A 26614-nucleotide genomic window follows, 5' to 3' on the forward strand; every position below is an offset into this window, starting at 1 on the left:
GAGCGCAAAAGTAAGGGATTTTTATATTTTAAAAAAATCCAAAGTATTCTTTGCTGTTCTCGACGCAATTTCTTCTATGGGAATCCCTTTTGCTTCAGACAATGCATTTAAAATATAAGGGATATAGCTACTTTCATTACGTTTACCACGAAAAGGAACTGGCGCTAAATAAGGTGCATCGGTTTCTAATACAATATGATCGATAGATATATCTTTCAAATTCATCGGCATATTGGCTTTTTTGAATGTAAATACACCACCAATACCAAGCAAAAATCCAAGATCTATAATTGCATTTGCTTCCTCTGCCGAACCGCCAAAACAATGAAAAATACCTTTCAATCCCCTTGCCGCAAAAGGTTTTACCATTTCTACACAAGCCATTGTGGAATCACGTGCATGTATTACTATAGGTAAATCTTTTTCCAATGCCCATTGCATCTGTATATCAAATGCATAACGCTGCATCTCTTCTGTCGATTTATCCCAATAAAAATCTAATCCAATCTCTCCTATTGCTGCGAATGGTCTTTTATCCAGCCAATTTTTGACAATAGCTAATTCATTTTTGTAGGTTTCTTGTTTTACATCACAGGGATGCAGTCCCATCATCGCAATACAATAATCCGGATATTGCGTTTCAAGATCGATCATTTTTTGATGCGTAGAGCTATCAATCGCCGGCATGTAAATACGAGAGATACCGCTTTTCTTTGCTCTTTCTATCATTGCCGCTCGATCTTCATCAAAGTCAGAAGAATACGGATGACAATGAGAATCAATAATATTCATGCGGCAAAGTTCTATTTTTTAGCTGAAAATTCCATCGGCAATCCTTTGAAAATATATCCTTCTTTGGCAAAATATTGTAACACTTTGGGAAGTGCATATTCCATTCTTACTTTTGCCTTGTCACTATCATGAAATACTATTACATCGCCATTCTTGGTTTTAGACAAAACATTTTGAAGACATTTTTCACCTGAAATATTTGTATCAAAATCACCAGACAACACTGACCACATGACGATACGCATATAGGGAAATGTTTTTAAAAGTAATTTTCCTTGAGCTTTACTAATTCTACCATAAGGAGGCCTAAATAAATTGGAATCAATCCGTTGACTTGCGATTGCTATATCGTCTACATAAGTATCAGAAACGGCTTTCCAACCATTAAGATGATGTTGTGTATGGTTACCCATGCGATGTCCTGCAGCTAGTATCGACTGAAATAATTGGGGCATTTATCTACATTTTTTCCAATACAGAAAAAAGTAGCGATTGCATTATACTCCTTTAATGTATCCAAAATAAACGTTGTGGTTCCTTCATTGGGACCATCATCAAATGTTATATATATTATTTTTTCCCCTTTAATTGGAAATCTCGTAATCCGATTTGGATAAATATACTTAATCCATTTGGGAAGTTTAACTAGATACATAGGTGCAAGTTAGTAAATATGTGAACATAGCACCACTATAGAATAATCTATTCAATCATTTAATTAATCTATGCTTACGTCCTATCCTCATTTAAAAAATTCATTTTCGTATCCTACTAAATCTTTTACCTCATGAAACAATTATTTTTACTCGCGTTTACATTTTCTTCCGTTACATTAATGGCGCAAAGACATGATGGACCGCCACCAAAGATGGACTCCGCAACTATGCGAGCAATGGACATTAAGCGTCTAAAATCAGCCGATCTAGGCTTGAGTGATGTGCAGATTGATAGTGTAATTAATATCAATCAAGAAATGCGTTCTCAAATGCATCAGCAAACTAAAAAAGACAAAGCTGAGAAGAAAAAAGAACGTCAAGAAATGGAATCGTATCAATTAACTCGTCTAAAAACCGCATTAGGAGACGATAAGTTAGCACAAGAAGTGATGGACTATTATAAGAAAAATAAAGGACCTCGCGGTGGTGGCCATGGTGATGGCGGCGATGAGATGCCTCCTCCACCTCCCGGCGGTAGCGATATGGAATTTGACAATTAAAAATAAAGGGCTAATAAAATTAGCCCTTTATTCATTTATATTTCTATGACTATAATTCGATCTGGATTATCAGAGAAAGGCTGTAAATCTGTGGAGAAGTCTAGCTTCTTATTTTGTAATTTATAATTTATAGTTTTACCATCTTCCAAGCTATAGACTTTTTTAATTTTTTCCATAGGAAAATTCTTCAATTCAATTGTACCATCATGTTTGTATAAAATATGAACATATATTTTACTTTTAGTTTGGGTAAGTACGCCCCATGATTGTTTGGGTAAATATCCACCACTCGTATTATAAATACTTTCTCCATATTTCTTTAACCAATTGCCCATCCAAGTTAATCGATCTGTAAATTCTGGTTGAATTTCTCCATTGGGCATCGGTCCTATATTCAAAAGTAAATTAGCATTTGCACCTGCAGATTTCACCAATAATTGTATCAATTCCTGATCAGATTTATAACTGGTATCGGTCAAACTAAATCCCCAAACGCCATTAATCGTCGCACAAGTTTCAAGTGGAAGTTTAGAAGTTTTTTGGAAGCTTAATCCACCAGAATTTTCGCCAGGAACATCTTGTTCAAACATTTGAAAATCCTCTCCAGGAATAGGTGTCTTGTGATGATTATTACCGATCAAACATTGTGGTTGTAGTCTATGAATTAGATCATAAATTTCACGTATATGCCAGTCTTGTTTCACATCAGTATCTTTTCGAGTCAAACTTTCTACAGGCATTTGATCCCAATATCCATCAAACCAGATCCCGCCAATTTCTCCATAATTGGTCAGCAATTCAGTTAATTGATTTTTCATAAATTGGATATAGTCTTCCCATTTACCTTTTGTAGTACGCCCAGAGCCCTGTCCTGTCCGACCAGTCCAGTAAGCATAGTCATCTCTACGCCAATCCAATAATGAATAGTACAAAAATAATTTTATCCCTTGTTTGTGACATTCCTCCGCCATCATTTTGACAATATCTTTTTTATATGGCGTATGCATCACATTAAAATCTGAGTATTTGGTATCCCAAAGGCTAAATCCATCATGATGCCGCGTAATTAAAGTGATATATTTCATCCCTGCTTTCTTGGCATCACTAACCCATTGTGCTGCATTAAAGTCAATTGGATTAAAGAATTTTTCTAGTCGAGTATAGTTCTCCACCGTAATATTACGATTATTCATCACCCACTCGCCATCACCAGGAATACTAAAGACTCCCCAATGTATAAACAAACCAAACCGGGCATCTTCAAACCATTGTCTAGCTTTTAAATTAGCCGCAGTAGGCGTATATGACACCTGAGCAAATAAGGAAAAACATAAGAAAATCAAGCAAATCGAAACAAATAATTTTTTCATTTTATTAATTTTACGTCAATAATAGAATTGCATAAATTTAATAAAATGTTTTATAGGTAAAATTGAAGTCCATTTTTTTTAAAGATTATCTACTAAAACCACCTTAATCTTATTAATTTTTTATTAGTCAACCTTTTCTTTTTCCACCTTTGCTATATGCTTATCCATCGCAGATAGATCAGCATTGTTCAATTTCCTTTTAGCAGAACCATTTTCCCAAGTTTGTAATTTTTTTCGAAAGAAACCATTTACAGGGATTTCAAATAATCGATATGTAAAATAGGAAAACATCAAAGTACATATGGTCTCAATACTAAATAGCCACATTCTTTGCTCGTATTTCAATGCAGTTTCGTATAAAAATTTGGTAAAACTATAACGAACCAACAAATGATTGAGATAAATAGAAAAAGATAGCAACCCAAATGTATACACAATTTTTGTCTCGTTAATTTTGGCATACCAGTTATCACCACATAAGATAAGAATGTTTAACGCAAGCAAATAAGGCGTAAATAATACTGTCCATTTAACAAAGAAAGCTAAAAATGTAACGACCAAAATAGGCGTGGCAAACTGCTGGATCTTCTGTAAAAACGTTTTGTTTTTATATAGTTGATACGTCAAAATACCTAACATAAAGCCAGAAACACCACGTAAAACGGCATTGACACCAAAGGAATCTCCCAAATTATTTTTAAATGGAATTCTTTTAATTTTATTTATAGTTTCAATCGAAAGTGAATCGAAATATTGGCTTGTAATATAGATACCTGCAGTCATAATAAGTACGATGATAATTGTTTTCCATAATTTTTGTCTAGAAAAAAAGACCAACAAAAAGGGAAAAATCAAGTACATAATAAACTCCACAGACAAGGACCATGTAGCCGCATTAATAATATGCTTAATATCATACAAACTCTGTATAAAAAACAAATTAACTATAAATTTATGCAACGTTAATTTTGGCAAAAGTAAGGCCGAGAAAAGAAGTATATTCAATAAATAAAAAGGATAAATACGCACAATCCTCTTTAGCATAAAATTTTTGTACAAGGAGATGTCAAGTCCATACTTGAACTTTTTCTCATACACCAAACACAGCACAAAAGAACTCAACAAAAAGAAAAAATCTACGGTAAAATAACCGCGCTCAATCATGCATACAACAAAATCTTTCAATGGGAATTGCCATTTCTCCATTTTTTTTAAAAGATCGTATTCAAAATAATGATCAAAAACCACTCTGAGTGCGAGCAATCCTCTAATCCCGGTAAGTGCTTTTATTTCTTTCGTGGCCATCAAGCATACATTGAGTTCATTGAAAGTCCAAAGGTAACAGAATACAATGGGAAAATCTTGGAAGAATCGGTAGATGACTTAATTTCAAAAGCAGACACTTGGTAATTTGCTGATATATTTTACCTAAATTGCTAAAGATTTATGCATTTCCCGTCCTAATTAAAACAAATTTATGCGTATCCGTTCTATTTTGAATAAGACATTTATTCTAAGCGTCATCTTTCTATTGCACACAAAAATAAATGCACAAGATTCTACAAAGCTATCTACGTTTATTTATAGTATTAAAGATAAGGACACTTTAAGATTAGACTATTATACAGATCCACTGGCCGATACGGCTAATCGACCTTGCTTGCTTTACGTTTTCGGAGGTGGCTTTATTACAGGGAGAAGAAATGATAAATTAAGTGTTCCTTTTTTCAAAAAAATGGTAAAAAATGGATTTAATGTAGTTTCTATAGACTATAGATTAGGCTTTAGAAAAGCATTTGGAGATCCGCATCAAAAAGACGCATTTAAAGAAAATTTAAAAAAATATAAACCTTTACAATTTCTCGACATATTTTACGGTAGTATCAATATGGCGGTGGAGGATTTATATGACGCAACCAACTATGTAGTGTCACACGCAAATGACCTAAAAATAAATCCTAGTCGTATCATTGCAATGGGCTCAAGTGCTGGCGCAATTACGGTACTACAAGGACAAAATTACATTGTAAATAAAAACGATTTAAGCAAACACTTACCAGCAGATTTTAATTATGCTGGAGTCATTTCCATGGCAGGAGCGATCTTTTCTATGAAAGGAGATGTAAAATGGAATGCACATCCTGCGCCAATTTTAATGTTTCATGGAGATGCCGACAAACAAGTACCGTATGACAAAGTAAGAATCAAAGTTCTATTATTTCCATTAAAATATGGATTTTATGGTTCTAAACATATTACCAAACAGTTGAAAAAATTACAATCACCTTATTGGTTCTATAGTGTAGAAAATGCGGGGCATGAAATGAGCTATAAGCCAATGGAGCATAATATCGCTGAGATAATGACATTTTACAGATCTTATATCGATCAAAATAAACCATTGCAAATGTTCTCAGATAAAAAAGATATTTCTCAACCAGATGTCCAGAAAAAATTTGGATTTGCTGATTATTTGAAAGGAAATTTTGGCGGAAATTAAACGACTTTTCCGCCAAAACAATCTATTTAGGAAGTTTTACACGGTAAATTCTGTATGGTAAAACACGTTCATCTTTGCCATTATTCCAAGGAGCCTCCCTTTGCAATTGCGAACAAGAAAAATAAACATAACCATCAGTACCAATCCCTAAAGAATCTGGCCACAAAAGCCTAGAATCTTGTAATAAGGTATGAATCTTTCCATCTGGAGAAATATAGGTAATGGTATAGTTGGTAGAAGTTGTCAAATAAATATTTCCTTTTGCATCAGCCACTAAACCATGCGTAATACCGACATTACCTACAGCTTCCACATGACTCATCAATTCCGCATCAGAAAGTTGTGCATCAGACAAATATTTTGTATCGATACGATATAATTCATCACAATTTATCGGTTTAAAATAAAAATATTTATAGTCTCTAGTCAATGCTATTCCATTCACATTAGATACAAATGGTTTGCCCTGTTGATTACGCATTTGATGTCCATCATAAGTCAATACAATATTCGTATCCGCCGTAGTATATTTACTTTTTGCCAATACGGTCCTTGCCTGATCCGTTTTCAAATCTAGAACTACTATTGCGGCTTGACCCGGATCTGACAAGTAAGCCAATTGTCGATCTACATCAATGCGCATATCATTCAACCCAGAGTGAGATTTATCCAAACCATTGAAATGATACACTGCAACAACTTTATTTGTATTCAGATCAATTTTCAACATTTTGAAATGACCAACAGTATCTCCACCCGCATTCAAACCAGCAATAGAACCTTTGGATGCAGGCTTGGAATCTAGTACCCAAAGATTATTGGAACCATCTACGACAAGATCTTGCACATTCAAAAAATGATGATCTTCATCCAAATTATTATCATTCCAACTATTGTCGGGAAATACTACTTTTTTGCCATGCTCTATTTCTGCTAGTCCCATGTCATATTTTCCTCCACGTTTGGGAAAAGAAATGAAAACACGATTTTTCGGAGAAACGGCAACTCCTATTGCTTGATATTCCCCAAGATCAATAACGGTCTCTAGTTTATCACTATGATATTTTTCCATTTGCGCATTACTATTGGATAAGGTAAAAGCCGCAACTATAATTGCTATTAATTTTTTCATCCTACTTGTTCTTTTTTAATGCTTTTTCTTTTTCTAGCATTTGTGGCCAAATCGGAGCGAAATCATACGTCGGATAAAATTCTGTATGAAAACTACCCCACGCGCCTTTTTCAAAAATATTATTCACCATCCTTAAATCTTTCGCAGGAAATTTTAAAGTCAAAATCTGCCCTACCCCCATCGCAACATACCAAGAAACCACACGAGCATGACTTTCCTCAATACGCTCATAAAACTGTTGCGTCATCGCTCGCATCTGAATAGAATCCACTGGACTATCTTGAATATGTTTCAAAAATACAGTAACCATAACACTATCACTGGTAGAGGATGGTGTAGTTTGCGCTGAAATTTTACTTAGAGAAACAATCATTACCAATATAGCAAGTATAAAATATTTTTTCATACTATAAATTTTAACTAAAAAACCATCAAGTCCGGAATACGTTCCAAGACTCAATGGTTTGTTTATATTTTATAAAATTAGAATTTACTTGCTTCGTTCAATAAGTCAAGATCTTCTTTATCTAATTGCAATTCAGGAGCTGCAAATAAAGTTTGTAATTGGCTTTCGCTCGTAGCACTTACAATTGGCGCAGGAATCAATGGATTGGAAAGCAACCAAGCTAGAGCCACAGTTGCATCTTTAGAATTGTGTTTTGCCGCGACTTTATCCAAAGCTGCAATTACGCCAAGCCCTTTTTCATTCACATATTTCTTCACACCTTCGCCACGAACACTTTTTCCTAAATCTTCTTCACTACGATATTTCCCAGTTAAAAATCCAGCAGCTAAAGACCAGTAAGGCAATACTGCTAATCCATATTGCTCAGCAATAGGCGCATATTTAGTTTCAAATTCTTTCCTTTCCACTAAATTATAGTGGGGTTGCAAAACTTGATATTTAGGCAAATTATTTTTTTCTGCCAATGCTAAAGACTCTATTAATCGAGCAGGTGTAATATTAGAAGCACCAATATAGCGTACTTTTCCTGCTTTAATAATTTCATTATATGCTTCCAATGTTTCTTCTACTGGAGTTACATTGTCATCAAAATGTGTATAGTATAAATCAATATAATCTGTCTGCAATCTCTTTAAAGACTCATCCACAGACTTTAATATGTGAGCTTTAGAGGTATCTTCTTTATGCTTACCAGTTGCACCGCCAACTTTAGTGGCGATAACTACATCTTTACGATTGCCGCGAGCCTTCACCCAATTACCAATCACCGTTTCAGATTGACCACCATTACCACCGTCTACCCACCAAGAATACATATCTGCAGTATCAATAAAATTGAAACCTGTACCAACGAATTTATCTAAAATTTCAAATGATTTTGCTTCGTCTAATGTCCAACCAAATACATTACCACCAAAATTAATCGGTGCTACTTGTAGATCCGTCTTACCTAATGCTACTTTTTTCATCGTTATTAATATTTAAAATTTAAGTTTGTTTTTAGGATAAACAAATTGAAATGATTTGTGTTTAATTCAATTGCAATCCTTTCTTAATTATTCCTTTTTTTAACAATTCAGGTTGTACAATATCATCATGACTAACCAATAATTGGATGCCCTTTGCGGGTAATTGATTCAACCAATTGAGTTCAAATCCTATCTGCTCGGCATTTTCGCCTATTCGTTTAATTTGTCCAGCGGGCTTTTGCTTTTTTTCCTCGATTCCTATATAAGACCAACTTACGTCACCTGTAAAAATATATTCTTTCCCATTTGCTAACTTAGTATATACCATAATCTCACCGGGCGTATGTCCAGGAGCCTTTATCAGCACTACACTTGGAGCAACAGGTAGAATATCATAGAAATCAACTACATCAAAATCATTCCATTGACTAGAATCAATCTTCAATTCTGGCATTTGAGGTTTTGTAGACAAAGTATGCATTTGTTGCACAGTAACGATAGTTTTCGGAGCCAATTCCTTATAGTGCTTCGTCCTTAAAACGCCAGCCACATGATCGCCATGTTCATGAGTTATGATAATTTTCTTCGCTTGCAAAAGGGCTTTTTGAATAGAATCATTTGCAGAAGGAAAATAAGGTTGCACTTTACCTTGTCCGAAAAACTCATGTACTTTTTTATCCATCCCTGCATCAATCATCACGGTACCATCTGGATAAATTAATTGATAAGCTGTGCGAGCTTGTATATAAGGTTTTTCATCACCACCATCCACAGTTGCAGCAAAAGTGCGTGGACTTTCTGCATATTTTATATAGTGAATTTCTGATGCAAATTTGCCAGGAACGGAATTGGATGCAATTCTAATTTTAGATAAAAGTGCATCATTATAATCAATACCCTGACTATAAGTTTTACTTACTAGAAATAAAGTAACGAATGCAATATATTTTTTAATTCCAGTCATTACTATAATTCTTTTTTTAATGAAATAATTCTTTTTTCCGCTACACTTTTACGTGCCGCATCCATAACTAACATGGTTTTATATCCATCCTCTCCAGATACGGGAGAAGGCGCCCCATTAGTCATAGTTTGCAAAACGGCTTCAAAATAATTATAGTAATTTCCATCCTCTGTTGGGATAATTTCTTGTATCTTTTTACCCTCATCCAAATAAGTCAAAACACCTTCTTGATTTTCTGGTTCTTCACACCAAGGCGTCGCTTTAGGTTTTGCGCCTGCAAGAATTCTTTCCTCTTGCATATCCGAACGATTTTTCAAAAAACTTCCGTTCAGTCCATGAGCGATATAACCATATTCATTATTTACCGAAATATCTGTCGCTCTTAATTTCACACGTTTATCTTCGTAAAAAAGCGTTACTTGAAAATAATCTTCCACCGGAGAATCGGGACGAAAGGCTGCAAAATCAGCAAAAACAGCATCTGGCAAACCGAATAAATAAATCGCTTGATCCGTAACATGCGAACCTCGATTATTGAACTCGCCACCACTATCCGCTTGCTCAGTGTGTACATCTCCGCGCACTTTGGGCACATAAAAATCGTAGGAAATACTAGCTTCTACAACCTTACCCAATTTACCGCTTTCTAATACTTTTTTATAGGTTAAAAAGTCACTATCAAATCGACGATTTTGATAAACAAATAAATGCAAATCTTTTGCCTTAGCTAATTCCCATAGTTCCTTAGCTTGTTGAGCGGTATTGGTAAATGTTTTTTCGACTATAGTATTTTTGCCAGACACTAATGCTTTTTTAGCCAATTCATAATGCGTTCCAATCGGTGTATTCACTACAACCAAATCCACATTATCATCTGATAAAACAACTTCTAATGTATCGTAACTTTTTGTATAAGGGTAATCTTTTTGAATCTTTTTAGTATTGCGTTCTAATGCGCCCACCAATTCATATCCTGGATGCAAATCCAAAAATGGAGCGAAAAATGTCGACCCAGAAAATCCATATCCCAATATTACTGTTCTGATTTTATCATTCATATCTAGCTTATCTTTTTTTATTAAAATTCTAGTTAGCAACGGCTCTAAATAGGTAAATTATTTTTCAATAGATTCTTTTACATTGGGATAAAGTAGGAGCAACAGCGTCATGTAAGCGCCATGTAACAATTCGGAAGTTATTGAATCCCAATTTTCTATAGTTGTATTTCCGAAAGCAAATAAAGCGACCAACACAAGACCAACATATAATATTGGAACTGTAAAAATCCCCAATAAAAGAAAAGCTCCAACAAGAAGTTCTACAAATGGAACTACATAACTAAATCCCATTACCATAAATCTCGGCAAATAGGATTTTTCCATAAATGTAACCATCCACTGACTAAAGCCTTGAAGTTTTGGTAGACGCACCAATCCATGACCAAGCATCGATAATGCTAATGGTAACTTAATGAAAAAATACGCTAATTTAGTTGGTTGTTTCATATCTCAAAATCTGAGATAAAATTAGACACTCAATAGTAGAAATTTGGGTAAATTAATGAGATAAAATTGTACAAATAAAAGAGAAGTCCTCTAATCGTAGTGAATTATAAATGTAATTCCATTACAATATCCACTCTTTCATAAGCGCTTTTAAAATCCGGCAATGCAATAAATCCAAATTTTTCATATAAATGAATACTAGAACTTAATTTAGTATTTCCTTCAAGAAATAACGAAATATAATGTTTCGATCGGGCATAGGTAATCAACTTTTCCATCAAAATGTGCCCAACACCTAAACCTTGTGCACTTTCGTCCACTGCGAATTTGCAAAGTTCACCCACACTATTCCCTTTATTTTTCAATGCAATTGTCCCGATAACAACCGCTTCTTTTAGAGCAAAAAAGATCTGACCTTCATTTTCCAAAATATCTTCTATATGCTCAAATGCCAAAATATCTTCGGATTCTAACTTAAAATATTTCTGAATCCAGAATCTATTTAATCGGATAAAATCGTTTTTATATTTTGGCAAATAAGTAATAGTTTCCATGAAAGTCCTTTACTCAAATATAAGGATTATGCGGCTACAGTCGCTGCTATATCTGCTGTATTTTTGGACTTTGTCCAATTAAATATTTTGCGATCCACTTTTTTATAAATAGGAAAAAAGAATAAAAAAACCATCAAACCGCATCCCATCAAAATTACCCAACCAAATAATTCTTTGATAGAGCCTAAGACTGCTTGTTGCATATAAGCTTGATAAGCTGCCGCAGAGCTATTTGTTATACCTTTCGTATGATATTGTGCATTGACTAGTGCACCGACAGCATCACTATTTGTCCAAGAAGCTAACCTGTTCAATAATTTAATTTGCGTACCATAGAGCCAAATAGAATACAAATTACCCCAAACTGCTGGGCCAAAAAAAGTACGCACAAATATTAAAATTGGAGGAATACTTTGCAAATATTCCTGTGGCACTTCTGCGGTAATATATAACCCTAAAGTTATATAAGATAATACAATACCAATGCCTCTACACATAAGAGGAAGAAATAGTTGGGCCTGTGAAACATTGGCATCGACCAAGGGATACATCAAGACAAATGACATCGTATAAAATGCTACCGTCAGGATAAGCATAAATTTAAAATTACGATAATTCTTAAAATAGAAATAGCAGATCGCAGTCCCTATAAAATAACCTACACAAGGAGCTAAATTGACGTAAGCATTTTCTACATAATTTTTCTTAAAAGCCACAGTCATCCACATATTTAAGGAATTGGTCATGGTAAAAAATGCGCCGCATACAAATGTTAATACCAATCCCACACGAATATTTCTCTCTCTCAATATTTTAAACTCCATTAATGGTTTTCTTGCAGTTGTATTTCTGATCATCAACCAGACTAAACAAATAACTGCGATATAAAGTGACCAACGAATCTCTTTGGAGTCAAACCAATCTTTATACCTGCCATAGGCCAAAAAATAAATAAAAGACAAAGTCCATGCACTAATAAGAATATGGCTAAACCAGTCAAATTTCCAAAGAGGAATACTATGTTTTTTTCTATGATCATGTACACAGACTACTACAATCAATAAAGCCAATAGCAATAAAAGATTACAAAAGTGAAATGAAAAATGCCAATTAAAGCGGTCTGATAGCCAGGCCATTGCGAAACCAGATACAGGGCTTACCAATAAAGTCAATGGGAAATAGACGCAATACAACTTATATCGCTCTCCTTTGGGCATCAATAAAGGCATGAAGCTCGTAAGCATAATGATTGCACCCATCATACGTACTACACCAATAAAGAATGTAACTAAAATAATCAAAGGCGCTTCATCAGTCTTAGTAAGAATGAAATTAAAAAATATCAATAATACACAAATAGCGACTAATAGTATTTTGGATTTAAAATACGTATTCATTGCATTAATGAGTGTAAACCCTACTGCCATACCTGCGAAATAGGCATAAGTACACATCGCCGCATCCGCATTACTCGTAGATAGTCCTGATACCATATATGAACTGACCGCAATAGAAACACCAGAACTAACGCCTAAACATAAACTTAATATAACTAATAACGGGACATCCAATTTAGGAGATACCCAATCAAAGAAAATTCTATTATTCATCTTCTTTTCTCCTATTTATCAACTATTTCTACGTTCATACCAGACCTCACATTTTTCATATCTGCAGGTTTATTTTTGTCAGTAAAAATGATTTTTACGGGAATACGTTGTTGAACTTTTACAAAATTTCCTGTTGAGTTATCTACTGGTACCGCAGAATAACTACTACCTGTAGCTCCAGAAAGAGATTGCACTTTACCTTCAAAATAGGTATTAGGGATTGCATCTATTTTTAATTTCAATAAATCACCCACTTTAATTCTTGCTATTTGATTTTCTGTATAATTAGCAATCACCCAGATATCTCCAGATTGTACAATCGTTGCTAGTGGCTGTCCAGGAGTCATCAATTGTCCAACATCAATCTTTCTACGTCCCATCACACCATCGTAAGGAGCGATAATATAACAATAGGAAAGGTTTAATTTCGCTAAATCGACTGCCGCTTGTGCATGCATAATAGCCGCATTAGAGACTGCAATTTTATTAGAAACAGATTTAGTCGTTAATTGTGTTGCATATTTTTGACTAGATAAGGATTCATATTTTGCTTTCATGGCATCATATTCTGTCTTTACTTCATCATATTGATATTGAGAAACGACATCTGATTTTAACAAATTAGCATAACGTTTCAAGTTTGTTGCTTGATTATCTAAACGAGCTTTCATTTCGGCAATATTTGCATCAGAAATATTCGTACTATTCGCTGCAACATTTACATCAGATTGAACTACATTTTTGCCTGCTTTTACATCTTCCAAATTAGCCAAAGCTTGCTCTACTTGGATTTTATATTCTCTATCATCAATTATAACTAAGGTATCACCTTGTTTTACCGCTTGATTTTCTTCAAAACGAATGCTTTTAATATAACCTTGAATACGTACGTTTATAGGATTTATGTATTGTTCCACTTGCGCATCATCGGTATATACATTTCTATTCAAATGGAAGTAAACGATAATTCCATAAGCGATAATGGCAATAAGAACCAAAATAGATAGTAGGTTAAAAAATATTCTAACCCATTTCGCTCTTTCGGTTGGTACGGGCTGATTTTCCTTATTAGACATCTTAAGTTGTATTTTAAATATTTTTAGTAGTTATAATTTTTTTCATTAAAATTCCCAATTACCAGAAACCTTCATTAATTGATACCATTCGTAAATGATATTAATTCTAGCATTTGTCATATTTAGTTGAGAGGAAAGTAAAGCGGTACTCGCATCCATCACATCTGTCATGATGGCCAATTGATTCATATATTTTTGAGTAACAATTCTATAGTTATCTTGAGCTAATAAATAACTTTCTTGCAACGTGTGAAATTTATCTTTTGCCTCAAATAATTTTACATAGCTCTTATGAATCTGCATCTCTGTTTTTTGAGCTAATAAATCTTTTTCAGTTTCTGCAAGTTTCAAATTTGACTTTGCCTTATTTACCTCTTTTTTTGTTGTGTAAAGATTGGAAATATTATAAGTTAGCTTTACGCCTCCTGTAAAATAATGCCAGTAAATATCTTGCGGAATAGGATCTAATGTATTCAGATAAGGACGAGCTAACATATCTTCTGCATACAAGGATACTTTCGGTGCTTTTTCTGCATTTGCAATGGCAATATTTTTTTCCGCAATTTTCATTTTTTGTAATGCAGCTTGTATTTCGGGTGTTTTATTACTACTATCAACATAATTTTGATAGGCATTATTTTCGTAATACTTGTCATACAAAGTTGTATCTACATCTATGATGGAACTATCTGGCAAACCTATGACGACTGAAAGATCATGACTATTAATCAAGATATCATTTCGGACCGTAGTTAATTGCAGTTCCAAGTCAGTAATATGTAATTTACTTCTAATCAAGTCATTACGCGTCACCATTCCTTCTTTGGAAAGTTTTTCTACATTTGAATATTGTTGTTTCGCTAGATCAATATTTTGTTGAAATACTTTTCGTTGATTTTGTAGAGTAAAAATATCCAAATATTTAGACAAAAGTAAAAATTGGATATCTTCTTTATCTTTTTTATAGTCCAAAGAAGCGAGTTGTTCTTCTAATTTTGATTTAGCTACATCATTTCTTAATTTCTTACCCCCAAATACTAAAACGCCCGCTGACACCGAATAATTATTCATAATGTGTGGCAAGTTGATCGTTTCCATATAGTCAAAACTTTTAGTCCAAACCGCCCCATTGCTTATATATCCCAATAAGGCACTACTTTCTATAGAAGGTAATTGCTTGTCTTTGGCAATCTCTGTGTTATAATGACTAATGGAAATTTTTTGTCGAGAAGCATTCAGCGTAATACTATTTTCTTCTGCCTTCTTAAACAAGGAATCCACTGGTAAGAAAATGTGGTTTTGTCCAAATACATTTAGTTGCCTCAATAGCAATAGAACGACTAAAGTCGTCTTGAAGTACAATCGATTTTTCGATTGCGATGATAGATTATCCATTTTAGTTCGAATTCAAACTATTTATAGTTGAAAAATTGATTACGAAATGATTAGTTTTTCTAATATATCTGTTATTTTAACAATTTCAGCTAAGGAGATATTCATTTTATCAATATTATAGGTTCGGTAAACTTCTGGATAAAAATCATTGATAAATGAGTCGCCTTTTTCTGTAAATGAGATTAGATTATGTCTTCGGTCAGTTGGATCGGTTTTTCTCACAATCATTTCTCTCTTGTGCAGATTTTCGATTAATGAAGTAATACTTGATTTATTTTTTCCTATTTTGTCTGCCAGTTCTTGCTGATTGGCTGTGCCACCTAGAGATCTAAGGCAATATAATAACTGGGACATCTCAAGAGTGATATCAAAATAACCATTATTTTCTAGCATCTTCTGTACACGATTTCTCAAGTCTTGACGTGTACGAAGAATAACACCGAAATAATTGTGCATAGCTATTTCAAAATCTTTTTCTTTCATTACGATGCAAAGGTATATAATAGTTTTAATTCAAACTGTTTTATTTCAAACTTTTTTTTATTAATAATTTATGTCATTGTAAATAACCATCTGGCGTTGTTCTGATTCTACATATCTATTATGTGCAATCTCAGGAATCCATTTTGACTTGCAACTTCTTATTCCATTTAATGCAATTCTGTCAAATGCATCTTCAAATGGGATATCCACTCTTGCTTCTATGATGTCTCCTTTTGTATCAATAATAAATAATACCACATCCTCAGCTTTATTTCCATTTACAAATTTATAACTAGAGGGAAAATAAAGATGCTTTGATAGATATTCACTCCATTTACCGTGATCGAACTTTGCTTCTGAGTCACGATTAGTCGTATCTATGGCTTCACCTTTCTCATTATAATAAAATTTGTTTACAAGCATGCCCTGATCATATTGTTCTTTTGCACTTACTATGCCATTATCATGGTAATAAACCCAAGTGCGTGTTGGCACGTTCCAATGCGTATATCTCCCAGCTGCACTTAATTTTCCATTACGAAACCAACTTACACTTACCGCCTCACCATCAGGCTGATAGACTACGGAATCTTTTGGAAAACCTGTACTATACCAAGAATATACAGTTCCCACAGGATGATCGTCCTTGTAATTAGAGGAATCTTTTAGATATTCGTTCTCAAAATAAGAAACCCAAGTGCCCTCTCTTTTACCATGAACATATTTTTCTATCGCTTTTAATTTTTTATGCGGATAGAAATAATAAAATGTTCCATTGGGGATTGTCAATGCACTGTCTTCGTATAGTCCTTGCATTTCAATCTCTTGATTTTTCATATAGTAACGAGCTTGTAGCCAGCCAGAATCTGTCTTTTTTTCATTCACTATAAATCGGGCTTGATTTGCAGCCACATTAGATCTGTTGGCGGATAAGAAATGTTGGACATTTTGAAGATTATTTGCTTCCGTAGAGTGTTGAGCGTAACCATAATTTGCGAAGCATAAAAAGATCATTATACAAAAAAACAAATTGCGTATCATAGTCAAATAGGTCTATTCAAGCGACAATATTAAATCTAAAAATGGGAATACAAAGCAAATAATTTATTTGAAATTAAAATATTATTCCAAATGACAAACTAACGTATAAAATCGCAAAAAATAGCCACTTTGTCAGTTTGCATAAAATGGTATTGACTTTGATGAAGCATTGTCAACTATTAAAATTTTAAATTCAATATATTATGGAAAAAGGACAGATCAGGGTACAAACCGAGAACATCTTTCCCATTATCAAAAAATTCTTATACAGCGAGCACGATATTTTCTTACGCGAATTGGTTTCTAACGCGCAGGATGCTTGCCAAAAATTAAAAACGCTTACTGTTAGCGGCGAAAACAAATCCGAATTAGGGGATTTGAAAGTGACCGTTTCTATTGATAAAGAAGCTAAGACCTTGACGATTGCCGATAACGGTATCGGTATGACGTCTGAAGAGGTAGACAAATATTTGAACCAAGTTGCGTTTAGTGGTGCGGAAGAATTCGTACAGAAATATAAAGATGCAAGCATTATCGGTCATTTTGGTTTGGGTTTCTACTCTGCATTTATGGTGGCTGAGAAAGTAGAAGTTTTTACTAAAAGCTATAAAGACGGAAGCAAAGGTGTTTATTGGTCTTGCGATGGCAGTCCAGAATTTGAATTATACGAAATCGACAAAGACGATAGAGGTACAAAAATCGTTTTGCATATAGGCGAAGAAAGTGCTGAGTTTTTGGAAGAAAACAAAATTGAAGCTTTATTGGAAAAATATTGCAAATTCTTACCGATTGCAATCTTCTTCAATGACAAACAAGTTAACGACACCAATCCACTTTGGACACGTAAACCATCCGAATTAACAGATCAAGATTATATTGATTTTTACCGCAAATTGTATCCAATGGGCGAGGCTCCTTTATTTTGGATTCATTTGAATGTGGATTATCCTTTCAAATTGACAGGTGTTCTATATTTCCCTAAAATCAAACAGTCTTATGAGATTCAAAAAGACAAAATCCAATTATATAGCAATCAAGTATTTGTAACGGACGAAGTAAAAGAAATCGTTCCAGAATTCTTGATGTTGTTGCATGGTGTGATTGATAGTCCAGATATTCCGTTGAATGTGAGCCGTAGTTATTTGCAAGGCGATTCTAACGTACGCAAAATAAACGCGCACATAACGAAGAAAGTGGCGGATAAATTGGATGAAATCTTCCGTCAAAACAGAAATGATTTTGAAGACAAATGGGAAAGTTTGGGTATCGTCGTGAAATACGGTATGATCACAGAAGACAAATTCTTGGAAAAAGCCAACAAATTCTTGATTTTACAAGATGCTTCTGAAAAAGTAGAACGAACCATCGAACCAAAAGAGGGAGACGAAAAAGCAGAAACTACAATCGTATCCAAACCGAAGTTCTATACTTTCGAAGAATACAAAACAGCAACTTCTGCTACCCAAACAAATAAAGAAGGCAAACAAATCATTTTGTATACATCTGACCCTGTATCTCAAGATACGTATGTGAAAGCAGCGGAAACCAAAGGTTACAAAGTCATTCTTTTAGATACGTTGATCGATACTGCATTTATCAACAATATGGAAATGAAATGGGAAAATACCTCTTTCGTTCGTGTTGATTCTGATATTGTAGACAATTTAATCGACAAACAAGAAAATAGTGATAGCGTATTAAGCAAAGACGAATCTGAAAAATTGAAAGGTTTGTTCGAGGCACCTATCTCTGATCTTCACGTAACTGTTGAGGTGAAAGGCTTGAGTCAAGAAACAGCGCCCGTTATCGCAACACGTCCAGAATTTATGCGTCGTATGAAAGATATGGCAGGCGTTGGCGGCGGTATGGCTTCTTTCTATGGTAATTTGCCTGATGAAGTTACGTTGACTATCAATGGAAATCATCCAATTTTCCAAACTGTATTACAACAATCTGATGAAGCAAAACAAAAAGAAGATGTACGCAGTTTGACTGATTTGGCATTATTATCTCAAGGTTTATTGAAAGGTGCACAATTGACGAACTTCATCAACAGAACTTGGAATAAAGTAGCACAATAATCTATTTCACATAGTTTAAATGAAAGGTCAACATTATTGTTGACCTTTCATTTTTTAACGTATAAAATATTTGAAAAAATTAGTAATAAAATTACGAATAGTTCCTAAAATAATAATTTTACAATTCATAGAATATCAATACTTTCGCACTGCTTAAATGCACCTTATACTATTAAAAAAATTATAACCACGACATCCAAAACTGTAGTGGCATATTTGCTATGAAAGGTATTATTAGATTTATATCTCTGCTATTACGAGAACGTAAACGCTCCAAACGCGTGTCAATCATGACTCATCAGTATCACAAAAAAAATGCTGAAATAGCCCAATTACCTTCGTATGAAACTTTTGAAAAAAAGATATTAATTATAAAAACAGAAGATATTGGAGACTATCTTTTATTTAGAAATTTTCTCACTTATTTCCGTAATGCCGAAAAATTTAAAGGATATCAAATTACACTTTTAGGTAATAGTGCATGGAAGTCCGTTTTTGATGTATATGACAAAGACTTAGTCGACCATGTAATATGGCTGGACAAATCTAAATACATGCACCATGAAAACTATAGTCAAAAACTATACGCTCAACTACGGGATGAGAAATTTGAATATACTATTTGTCCGGAGCGATGGCGCCATATCGCATGGGCGGACTGCATTACATTAGCAGCAAATTCACTTCTAAAATTTGGGGTAAAAAATACAGATGAGCATACTGCATTTAATGCAGAATCAGACAAAATTTACCATCATATATTTGAAAATAGTTGGGCAATTACACATGAATTTATCTTCAACAAATCCTATACAGAATGGGTAATTGAGGAAAATATTTCCATCGAAAAACCCATTATTCCCAATGAAAGAAAACCTATTTTTAAAGAAAAAACAATTCTATTTAACATTGCAGCTTCAAAAAAAAGTAAAAGATGGCCGATCAAAAATTGGATAAACTTAATTGAAACTGTAAAACAGCAATATTCAGATTATCATTTAGCAATTATTGGCGGTCCGATGGAAATAAAGGAAGCCAATATCATCACTGAAGCTACACACATTACAAGTCTTGTAAATAAATATTCTATTACAGAAACTATTGAACTCCTCAATGGCATTGCACTTTTAATAACCAATGATTCATTTGCGTTGCACGCGGGCATTGGTAATAAAACGAAGAATATAATCAGCATCGCAAATGGTAACAATGCTTTTCGTTTTGCAGACTATTCCTTTTTATCATCCAATCCAAACGAAAGCATTTATCCGAAATATTATTTGAAAAAAAATAAATCACAGTATTTCTCTGATAGAAAGCGTTGGTTTTATGATGCAACAAGTACAGACATCTCTACCATAAATCCTAATGAAATATTGGACAAAATAAAAGCAATTTTATAGTTTGCTATTTGCAATAAAGGTTGAATAAATTAAAAGTATATTGCCTAATTTTGCTTTTCATTTATTAAAAAAGGAAGAGAAATGGCAGTTTTAAAAACATTGACAATTGCAGGCTCTGACACAAGTGGCGGTGCCGGATTACAAGCAGATTTAAAAACTTTTGAAGAATATAAGACGTATGGATTGAGTGCCATTACTTGTATTGTAACTATGGATCCTGACCACAATTGGAAACACAATGTGACGCCTATCGCACCCGAATTGGTAGAAGCGCAATTAAAAACGATTCTTTCAGGAGAGCCCATTCAAGCGATGAAAACCGGCATGTTAGGTTCTGTTGAAATTATAAAAATTGCAGCAAATGCTATCAAAACACATCAATTGAAAAATGTAGTCATCGATCCAGTGATGATCTGCAAAGGTGATGATGAAGTATTACAACCTGATAGTGCACAAGCAATACGCGAATTATTGATCCCTTTAGCTACAGTTACGACGCCTAATTTATTCGAAGCGGGGCAATTATCCGGATTGGGCACGCCAAAAAATTTAGAAGAAATGAAAACCGCGGCTAAAGCAATTTTCGAATTAGGCGTTCCGCATGTTGTCATCAAAGGAGGAAAAGCACTTGCAGGCGAAAAGGCAATCGACCTTTATTATGATGGTACAGAATTTCATCTATTGGAAGCCGAAAAAGATGCAAATAATCATAACCATGGTGCGGGTTGCACATTTGCGGCAGCGATAACAGGCGGATTGGCAAATGGGCTTTCCGTAAAAGAAGCAATCTACAAAGCCAAAGATTTCGTTACTGCTGCAATTCAAGGAGGATTTGCATTCAATCAATTTATTGGACCCGTTTGGCATGGAGCGTATAATCAAAAATAATAGATCTAATTTTCGATATTTCAAAAGAGCGTTTATAAAACGCTCTTTTTTATTTATAATAGGTGTGTATAACTTTTTGACGCATTAGAGTTTATCCACATTGGGGTTTCTTAACAGCCTTGAGCCTTTATCTACATTACTTTTACATCTATTCCGATCCAACAATAAACCAATTGCCGACATCACATTTTCCTATTTATGAGAATAATCCAAAATGTCTGCACAATTATTGCGTTGATAGGAACTAATTAAAGATTTGGCATATTCAAAAATTGTAATATGAAGCATCATTATTTCAAAGTGTATGGCATTGCGCTTGCGTTGTCGAGTATTTCTGGTAGTGTGATGGCACAGGCGACGAGCGGCATTACCGATCCCAATACGGATTTTAAATTAGCTAGAGACTTGTACCAAAAAGGACAAGTGAGTTTGGCTTATCCTCTATTCAAAACCTTATATTTCAATAAAAGTGAAAATCAACAGAGACAATCTGTGATTCCTCTTGCGGTACAGACAGAATCTCAATATTATACCATCGTATGTGGATTGATATTAGATGATCCAACTGCGGAAAAAGATGCGATCTCTTTTGAAGTGGGCAATTTTGACGAAGTAAGAACGCAAATGGTGAGTTATTTTTTAGCGGAATATTATTTCCGTAAAAAAGACTATCAAAATGCTGCAACTTATTATGAAAAAGCAGGTTATGATAATTTGACAAATGAACAACTATCTTCTGTCAAATTCCATCAAGGCTATGCTTATTTTATGTTGAAAAATTTTGCAAAAGCAAAACCACTTTTCAACGCTATTAGACAGATACCAACAGATCCAAACTATAACGCTGCTAATTATTATTATGGTTTCATTGCGTTGGATGACAAGAACTATAATGAAGCTTTAAAATCTTTTCAAATAGTTGAAAAAGATCCGAAATACGCCGCTATTGTTCCTTACTATATCATGGAAATCTATTATTTCCAAGGGGATACGGACAAAGCAATTAGTTATGGACAAATTGTTTTAAATAAAGGCGGACAACAATTTTATGCAAAAGATATGCAATTATTGTTAGGTCATGCTTTTTTCGATAGAAAAGACTATAATAAAGCATTGCCTTATTTAGAGCAATATGTTAGTTCGACTGCAGATGCGAGTAGAGAAGATATTTACCAATTATCCTATTGTTATTATCAAGCAAAAAAATATAATGAAGCTATATTAGGATTCAAACAATTGGGAGGAACACAAGATTCTCTTTCTCAAAATAGTATGTATTTATTGGCGGATTCTTATTTGGAAACCAACCAAAAAGCAAACGCAAGAAATGCATTTCTTTTTTGTTCACAAAACAGTAGTGATTTACAAGAAAAAGAAATTTCTCAATTCAACTATGCAAAACTTTCGTACGAATTAGGATATCAAGATATTGCGCTAAATGAATTGAAAAAATTCATCGCAACTTATCCTAATTCCAACTATAAGAATGAATCAAACGAATTATTAGTAAGCTTGCTCGCCTCTACGAATAATTTTAAAGATGCCATGTCGCTTTTAGACAAAACAGGAACCAATAGTGATATTGTCAAAAGAGTATATCCAAGAATTTTATACGGTCGCGCTGTTGAATTAGTAAATGATCAAAGAACATTTGATGCGGAAACGATGTTCAATAACGTATTAAAATCACCCTACAATACACAAGAAATTCAACCAACTTATTTCTGGAAAGGAGAGATTGATGTTCGTTCGGGTAAATATGATGAAGCCGTTACAGATTTGAATAAATATTTGGCAAATCCTGTCACATTAGGCGAAGTTAATATTGAAAATGCGCAATACAATTTGGGATATGCATATTTGAGAAATGAACAATATGCAAAAGCGTTAGCGGAATTTCAAAAAGTAGCACCGAAGATTAACGAATCGTCTTCTACGGTTCAAAAAGATGCTTACGTTAGACAAGCGGATTGCTATTTTATGCAAAAGCAATTTTCCAAAGCTTCGCAAATGTATCACACTGTCGTAGATAATAATTTCCCAAGTGCAGACTATGCATATTATCAATTAGCCGTCATAGCTGGAGCACAAGGTAGATCAGCAGAGAAAGTCAAATATTTGCAATCATTTGACAAAAAATATGGCAAATCTTCTCTTGCAGGAGAAGCTAATATGGAAATGGCTTACGCATTGATGGCACAAGAAAATTTCGAACAAGCAATTACTCCATTAAACGCAGTCATAGCCAATCCAGCAGCGACATCTTTACGTCCAAAAGCGTATTTGAATGTGGGCGTTTGCCAATATAATTTGAGTAATAATGATGCAGCAATAACTACTTTCCAAAAACTAATAAGCACTTATCCAAATGCACAAGAAAGTAGTGATGCGTTAGACTATGTAAAAAGTATTTACATGGGTAAAGGTCAACCGGATGCATATATAGCATTTATGCATAAGAATGGTAAAGACTTAAGTAATAATGAAGCAGATTCTTTAAATTATAGTACAGCTTTAGCTGCATTAGGAGAGCAACAATGGGATAAAGCATCATCTGCATTGCAAAACTACATTCGTCAATATCCAAACGGTTATAGAAGCATAGACGCACATTACCAACTAGCTACGATTCAAAATCGTAATAAAGATTATAGTAATGCATTATCAAACTTTGACTATGTAGCACAAAAAGCGCCGAATAAATATGCAGAAGCCTCAGTTTTAGAAGCAGGTAGAATTGCCTATTTCCAAAATAAAGACTATAATAAAGCGGAGAAATATTACACGCAATTAAAGTCTATTGCATCCAATGCAGATAATCGATTAGAGAGTATGCGTGGTTTGATTCGTTGCCAATATAAATTGGAACAATGGTCTGATGCATTAACGAATGCAAAGGATTTGTTGAATCAATCCGGAATTGCGACGGATGACAAACAAATGGCAAATATCGTAATTGCTAAAAATGCACAATTAAATGGCGATGAAAGCGGAGCTATCGATGCATATAAAAAAGTCTACGCCTCCGGCAAATCTGAATACGCAGCAGAAGCTAGATATCGTGTAGCCGAAATTTACCTAAGCGAAGAAAAACTAAAAGATGCAGAGAAATCCGCATTTGAAGTGATCAACAAAGCAGGTTCTTACGACTATTGGATTACGAAATCTTATATTCTCCTAGGAGAAGTGTACTATAGAGAAAAAGATTATTTCAATGCAGAAGCGACACTTAAAAGTGTAATTGACAATGCGTCAGATGAGACATTAAAATCTGAAGCGCAAAAGAAATTAAATGCAGTCAATGCAGCTTCCAAAAACGCAAAGAAATAATTTATTATTTATTCAAATAAACCAGCATTCTCATGAAAATGCATAGTTATTCTAATATATTTTCGATGTCTTACAAAAAGGCTTTTTGGGTAGTACTTCCATCTTTACTATTGTGTATGAGCCAAGCGGACGCACAACGTAAAGGCAAAACAAAAGCCAAACCTAAAACGGAGAAAAAAGCATCGACTTCCAAAAAGGCAACAACAAAACCTAAAGAAGATTTGCTTCCTGACAATTCTCAAGATCGTACGGTAAATATCACATCGGCATTTACGCCGACATTGAGAGAATCCTCCAAAATAAATTTGAATGGCACGCCGACTTTACCTAGTCAAGCAACGCCAGGATTGAACTATAATGTTCCTGCGCAAAATTTATTTTTTCCATATGCCCCAGGTGCATTAAGACCATTGTCCTTAAATGAGAAGTATGAAAATCCTTGGAAAAAAGATGGTTTCATTAAATTGGGATATGGAAATTATAATACACCATATGGCGAAGCGGGTTTGTCATTTGGAGATGGTATAAATTCATCATTTGCCATTCATGCAAAACATGTTTCTTCTAAAGGTCCTATTATCGATCAGAAATATGCGCAAACAAACGTCGATTTGAATGGCGTTTTAAACGTCGGTTCAAATAATGAATTGAGTGGTAAATTATATTACGATAATAATCGAAATAGAGCCTACGGCATACGAGAAGATGACAGAGCATTGTACAATAGCGATTCATCTAAATTGTTTTACAACAACTATGGAATTAAATTGAAATTGCGTAACAAAGCAGAGAATGATGCAGGCATCGATTATAGTCCATCTTTAGCCATCAATCATTTTTCCAATAATTGGAATTCTAATGAGTCTAGTTTGTATGTAGATGCACCTATTTCTAAACAAATTGGTGATAATTTCGCAATTAATTTAGGATTTACTGCAGACATCACACAATTCAATAGAAAAGACAGCGCTAAAATCAACAATAATATTTATTATGTAAGACCTGCATTATCCTATAAAACGGACAATGTTTATATCAAAGCGGGCTTTACGCCTTCTTGGAACAATGGCAACTATAAATTCTTACCAGATATCCAAGCTGAGGCAAAAATTAAAGACGAACGTTTCGTAGTTCAAGCCGGATTTACAGGTTATTACGAAAAAAACACGTATCAAAGCTTGGTTGCATTCAATCCTTGGATTAATACGCCAAATGAATTACAAAATAATCGTGCAAGAGAGTTTTATGGCGGTTTGAAAGGATCTATCGGTAGTCATTTAACTTATAATGCGAAACTATCTTATATCACTTATTACAATCATGCTTTATTTGCTAATGATTCATTGTTAGGCAATAGATTTAACGTGATGTACGAACCAAAAATGAATGATCTACGCATTCATGCAGAATTGGGATATAAGGTTGCCGAAACCTTCTCCGTATTGGCGGGCATGTCCATCAATCAATACAGCAATTTGGATTCAAGTGCCAAAGCATTTGGCTTATTGCCATTGGAGTTGAACGGTTCGATGCGTTGGAAAGTATATAAAAATATTTGGGTAAAAAGTGATGTAAACTTTTGGAATGGCACTTGGGGTTTAGATGCCAATCAAGAACCAATCAAGATGAAAGCAGTTGCCGATTGGGATGCTGGTTTGGAAATGGGATTGACCAATCATTGGAGCGTATGGTTGCAAGTAAATAATATCTTGAATAATAAATATCAACGCTGGAACCAATACCAATCTTTGGGTACAAATGTAATGGGAGGAATAATTTATAACTTTGACCTTTCAAAAAAATAATACATTTGCATAAAAGCTAATAGGTCGACAGTTTC

The 26614-nt window shown here is 34.1% G+C and carries 22 protein-coding genes and 1 pseudogene; 7 read left to right on the top strand and 16 right to left on the bottom strand.

Annotated elements, in window-relative coordinates; genetic code table 11:
• Positions 1-21: 21 nt before the first annotated feature.
• Entirely contained in the window at positions 22-792 is a 771-nt protein-coding gene (locus E0W69_RS14675) for a TatD family hydrolase (protein WP_191967865.1), read from the bottom strand.
• A gap of 11 nt (positions 793-803) precedes the next feature.
• A pseudogene (locus E0W69_RS14680) lies at positions 804-1447 on the bottom strand (polysaccharide deacetylase family protein).
• A gap of 180 nt (positions 1448-1627) precedes the next feature.
• Between E0W69_RS14680 and E0W69_RS14685 the strand changes: the two are divergent.
• On the top strand, positions 1628-2008 hold the full coding sequence (locus E0W69_RS14685; protein WP_131330807.1) for a hypothetical protein: 381 nt from the start codon (positions 1628-1630) through the stop codon (positions 2006-2008).
• Between the two features lie 35 nt (positions 2009-2043).
• Here the strand turns inward: E0W69_RS14685 and E0W69_RS14690 are convergent, their stop codons facing one another.
• On the bottom strand, positions 2044-3378 hold the full coding sequence (locus tag E0W69_RS14690; RefSeq protein WP_131330808.1) for an alpha-L-fucosidase: 1335 nt from the start codon (positions 3376-3378) through the stop codon (positions 2044-2046).
• A gap of 123 nt (positions 3379-3501) precedes the next feature.
• Positions 3502-4683 carry an acyltransferase family protein gene (locus E0W69_RS14695; RefSeq protein ID WP_131330809.1) on the bottom strand — a complete coding sequence of 394 codons (1182 nt, stop codon included), beginning with the start codon at positions 4681-4683 and terminating at the stop codon, positions 3502-3504.
• Positions 4684-4855: 172 nt separating this feature from the next.
• Between E0W69_RS14695 and E0W69_RS14700 the strand changes: the two genes are divergently transcribed.
• Positions 4856-5878, top strand: coding sequence for an alpha/beta hydrolase (locus E0W69_RS14700; protein WP_131330810.1), 1023 nt, complete (start codon positions 4856-4858; stop codon positions 5876-5878).
• 22 nt (positions 5879-5900) lie between these two features.
• Here the strand turns inward: E0W69_RS14700 and E0W69_RS14705 are convergent, their stop codons facing one another.
• The 12 genes from E0W69_RS14705 to E0W69_RS14760 all read right to left on the bottom strand — a co-directional run bounded on the left by E0W69_RS14705 (position 5901) and on the right by E0W69_RS14760 (position 17045).
• A complete protein-coding gene (locus tag E0W69_RS14705) occupies positions 5901-7010 on the bottom strand; it encodes an L-dopachrome tautomerase-related protein (protein WP_131330811.1) in 1110 nt (369 codons plus the stop codon).
• Position 7011: 1 nt separating this feature from the next.
• Complete coding sequence (locus E0W69_RS14710; protein WP_225321275.1) at positions 7012-7416, bottom strand: hypothetical protein; 405 nt, start codon at positions 7414-7416, stop codon at positions 7012-7014.
• 77 nt (positions 7417-7493) lie between these two features.
• Entirely contained in the window at positions 7494-8444 is a 951-nt protein-coding gene (locus E0W69_RS14715; protein ID WP_131330812.1) for an aldo/keto reductase, read from the bottom strand.
• A gap of 61 nt (positions 8445-8505) precedes the next feature.
• On the bottom strand, positions 8506-9408 hold the full coding sequence (locus tag E0W69_RS14720) for an MBL fold metallo-hydrolase (RefSeq protein ID WP_131330813.1): 903 nt from the start codon (positions 9406-9408) through the stop codon (positions 8506-8508).
• A 2-nt stretch (positions 9409-9410) separates the two neighbouring features.
• A complete protein-coding gene (locus tag E0W69_RS14725; RefSeq protein WP_131330814.1) occupies positions 9411-10466 on the bottom strand; it encodes a Gfo/Idh/MocA family oxidoreductase in 1056 nt (351 codons plus the stop codon).
• A gap of 57 nt (positions 10467-10523) precedes the next feature.
• Positions 10524-10913 (bottom strand): MauE/DoxX family redox-associated membrane protein, encoded by a 390-nt coding sequence (locus E0W69_RS14730; protein ID WP_131330815.1) that lies wholly within the window; start codon positions 10911-10913, stop codon positions 10524-10526.
• 104 nt (positions 10914-11017) lie between these two features.
• Entirely contained in the window at positions 11018-11467 is a 450-nt protein-coding gene (locus tag E0W69_RS14735) for a GNAT family N-acetyltransferase (RefSeq protein ID WP_131330816.1), read from the bottom strand.
• A 26-nt stretch (positions 11468-11493) separates the two neighbouring features.
• Positions 11494-13077 carry an MFS transporter gene (locus E0W69_RS14740; protein WP_131330817.1) on the bottom strand — a complete coding sequence of 528 codons (1584 nt, stop codon included), beginning with the start codon at positions 13075-13077 and terminating at the stop codon, positions 11494-11496.
• An 11-nt stretch (positions 13078-13088) separates the two neighbouring features.
• Positions 13089-14153, bottom strand: a complete 1065-nt coding sequence (locus E0W69_RS14745) for an HlyD family secretion protein (protein ID WP_131330818.1) — start codon at positions 14151-14153, stop codon at positions 13089-13091.
• A gap of 45 nt (positions 14154-14198) precedes the next feature.
• Entirely contained in the window at positions 14199-15548 is a 1350-nt protein-coding gene (locus E0W69_RS14750) for a TolC family protein (RefSeq protein WP_131330819.1), read from the bottom strand.
• A 39-nt stretch (positions 15549-15587) separates the two neighbouring features.
• Positions 15588-16004, bottom strand: coding sequence for a MarR family winged helix-turn-helix transcriptional regulator (locus E0W69_RS14755; RefSeq protein WP_191967866.1), 417 nt, complete (start codon positions 16002-16004; stop codon positions 15588-15590).
• A gap of 87 nt (positions 16005-16091) precedes the next feature.
• Positions 16092-17045, bottom strand: coding sequence for a toxin-antitoxin system YwqK family antitoxin (locus E0W69_RS14760; protein ID WP_131330821.1), 954 nt, complete (start codon positions 17043-17045; stop codon positions 16092-16094).
• A gap of 230 nt (positions 17046-17275) precedes the next feature.
• Here E0W69_RS14760 and htpG point away from each other — a divergent pair, with 230 nt between their 5' ends.
• From htpG to E0W69_RS14785, 5 genes are all read left to right on the top strand, one after another.
• Complete coding sequence (htpG, locus tag E0W69_RS14765) at positions 17276-19153, top strand: molecular chaperone HtpG (protein WP_191967867.1); 1878 nt, start codon at positions 17276-17278, stop codon at positions 19151-19153.
• Positions 19154-19443: 290 nt separating this feature from the next.
• The gene (locus E0W69_RS14770; RefSeq protein WP_191967868.1) at positions 19444-20556 is read left to right on the top strand and encodes a glycosyltransferase family 9 protein; all 1113 of its coding nucleotides are present in this window, start codon (positions 19444-19446) and stop codon (positions 20554-20556) included.
• Between the two features lie 81 nt (positions 20557-20637).
• Positions 20638-21444 carry a bifunctional hydroxymethylpyrimidine kinase/phosphomethylpyrimidine kinase gene (gene thiD, locus E0W69_RS14775; protein ID WP_131330824.1) on the top strand — a complete coding sequence of 269 codons (807 nt, stop codon included), beginning with the start codon at positions 20638-20640 and terminating at the stop codon, positions 21442-21444.
• A gap of 279 nt (positions 21445-21723) precedes the next feature.
• Entirely contained in the window at positions 21724-24774 is a 3051-nt protein-coding gene (locus E0W69_RS14780) for a tetratricopeptide repeat protein (RefSeq protein ID WP_131330825.1), read from the top strand.
• A gap of 65 nt (positions 24775-24839) precedes the next feature.
• Complete coding sequence (locus E0W69_RS14785) at positions 24840-26579, top strand: TonB-dependent receptor (RefSeq protein WP_131330826.1); 1740 nt, start codon at positions 24840-24842, stop codon at positions 26577-26579.
• The last annotated feature ends 35 nt before the right edge of the window (positions 26580-26614 follow it).

The sequence above is a fragment of the Rhizosphaericola mali genome, assembly GCF_004337365.2.
Taxonomy (GTDB): Bacteria; Bacteroidota; Bacteroidia; order Chitinophagales; family Chitinophagaceae; genus Rhizosphaericola; species Rhizosphaericola mali.

What these genes read in the sequence shown, in the direction of transcription:
- E0W69_RS14675 (WP_191967865.1), bottom strand. Translation starts at nt 792, where the DNA reads ATGAATATTATTGATTCTCATTGTCATCCGTATTCTTCTGACTTTGAT.
- E0W69_RS14685 (WP_131330807.1), top strand. Translation starts at nt 1,628, where the DNA reads ATGGCGCAAAGACATGATGGACCGCCACCAAAGATGGACTCCGCAACT.
- E0W69_RS14690 (WP_131330808.1), bottom strand. Translation starts at nt 3,378, where the DNA reads ATGAAAAAATTATTTGTTTCGATTTGCTTGATTTTCTTATGTTTTTCC.
- E0W69_RS14695 (WP_131330809.1), bottom strand. Translation starts at nt 4,683, where the DNA reads ATGGCCACGAAAGAAATAAAAGCACTTACCGGGATTAGAGGATTGCTC.
- E0W69_RS14700 (WP_131330810.1), top strand. Translation starts at nt 4,856, where the DNA reads ATGCGTATCCGTTCTATTTTGAATAAGACATTTATTCTAAGCGTCATC.
- E0W69_RS14705 (WP_131330811.1), bottom strand. Translation starts at nt 7,010, where the DNA reads ATGAAAAAATTAATAGCAATTATAGTTGCGGCTTTTACCTTATCCAAT.
- E0W69_RS14710 (WP_225321275.1), bottom strand. Translation starts at nt 7,416, where the DNA reads ATGAAAAAATATTTTATACTTGCTATATTGGTAATGATTGTTTCTCTA.
- E0W69_RS14715 (WP_131330812.1), bottom strand. Translation starts at nt 8,444, where the DNA reads ATGAAAAAAGTAGCATTAGGTAAGACGGATCTACAAGTAGCACCGATT.
- E0W69_RS14720 (WP_131330813.1), bottom strand. Translation starts at nt 9,408, where the DNA reads ATGACTGGAATTAAAAAATATATTGCATTCGTTACTTTATTTCTAGTA.
- E0W69_RS14725 (WP_131330814.1), bottom strand. Translation starts at nt 10,466, where the DNA reads ATGAATGATAAAATCAGAACAGTAATATTGGGATATGGATTTTCTGGG.
- E0W69_RS14730 (WP_131330815.1), bottom strand. Translation starts at nt 10,913, where the DNA reads ATGAAACAACCAACTAAATTAGCGTATTTTTTCATTAAGTTACCATTA.
- E0W69_RS14735 (WP_131330816.1), bottom strand. Translation starts at nt 11,467, where the DNA reads ATGGAAACTATTACTTATTTGCCAAAATATAAAAACGATTTTATCCGA.
- E0W69_RS14740 (WP_131330817.1), bottom strand. Translation starts at nt 13,077, where the DNA reads ATGAATAATAGAATTTTCTTTGATTGGGTATCTCCTAAATTGGATGTC.
- E0W69_RS14745 (WP_131330818.1), bottom strand. Translation starts at nt 14,153, where the DNA reads ATGTCTAATAAGGAAAATCAGCCCGTACCAACCGAAAGAGCGAAATGG.
- E0W69_RS14750 (WP_131330819.1), bottom strand. Translation starts at nt 15,548, where the DNA reads ATGGATAATCTATCATCGCAATCGAAAAATCGATTGTACTTCAAGACG.
- E0W69_RS14755 (WP_191967866.1), bottom strand. Translation starts at nt 16,004, where the DNA reads ATGCACAATTATTTCGGTGTTATTCTTCGTACACGTCAAGACTTGAGA.
- E0W69_RS14760 (WP_131330821.1), bottom strand. Translation starts at nt 17,045, where the DNA reads ATGATCTTTTTATGCTTCGCAAATTATGGTTACGCTCAACACTCTACG.
- htpG (WP_191967867.1), top strand. Translation starts at nt 17,276, where the DNA reads ATGGAAAAAGGACAGATCAGGGTACAAACCGAGAACATCTTTCCCATT.
- E0W69_RS14770 (WP_191967868.1), top strand. Translation starts at nt 19,444, where the DNA reads ATGACTCATCAGTATCACAAAAAAAATGCTGAAATAGCCCAATTACCT.
- thiD (WP_131330824.1), top strand. Translation starts at nt 20,638, where the DNA reads ATGGCAGTTTTAAAAACATTGACAATTGCAGGCTCTGACACAAGTGGC.
- E0W69_RS14780 (WP_131330825.1), top strand. Translation starts at nt 21,724, where the DNA reads ATGAAGCATCATTATTTCAAAGTGTATGGCATTGCGCTTGCGTTGTCG.
- E0W69_RS14785 (WP_131330826.1), top strand. Translation starts at nt 24,840, where the DNA reads ATGTCTTACAAAAAGGCTTTTTGGGTAGTACTTCCATCTTTACTATTG.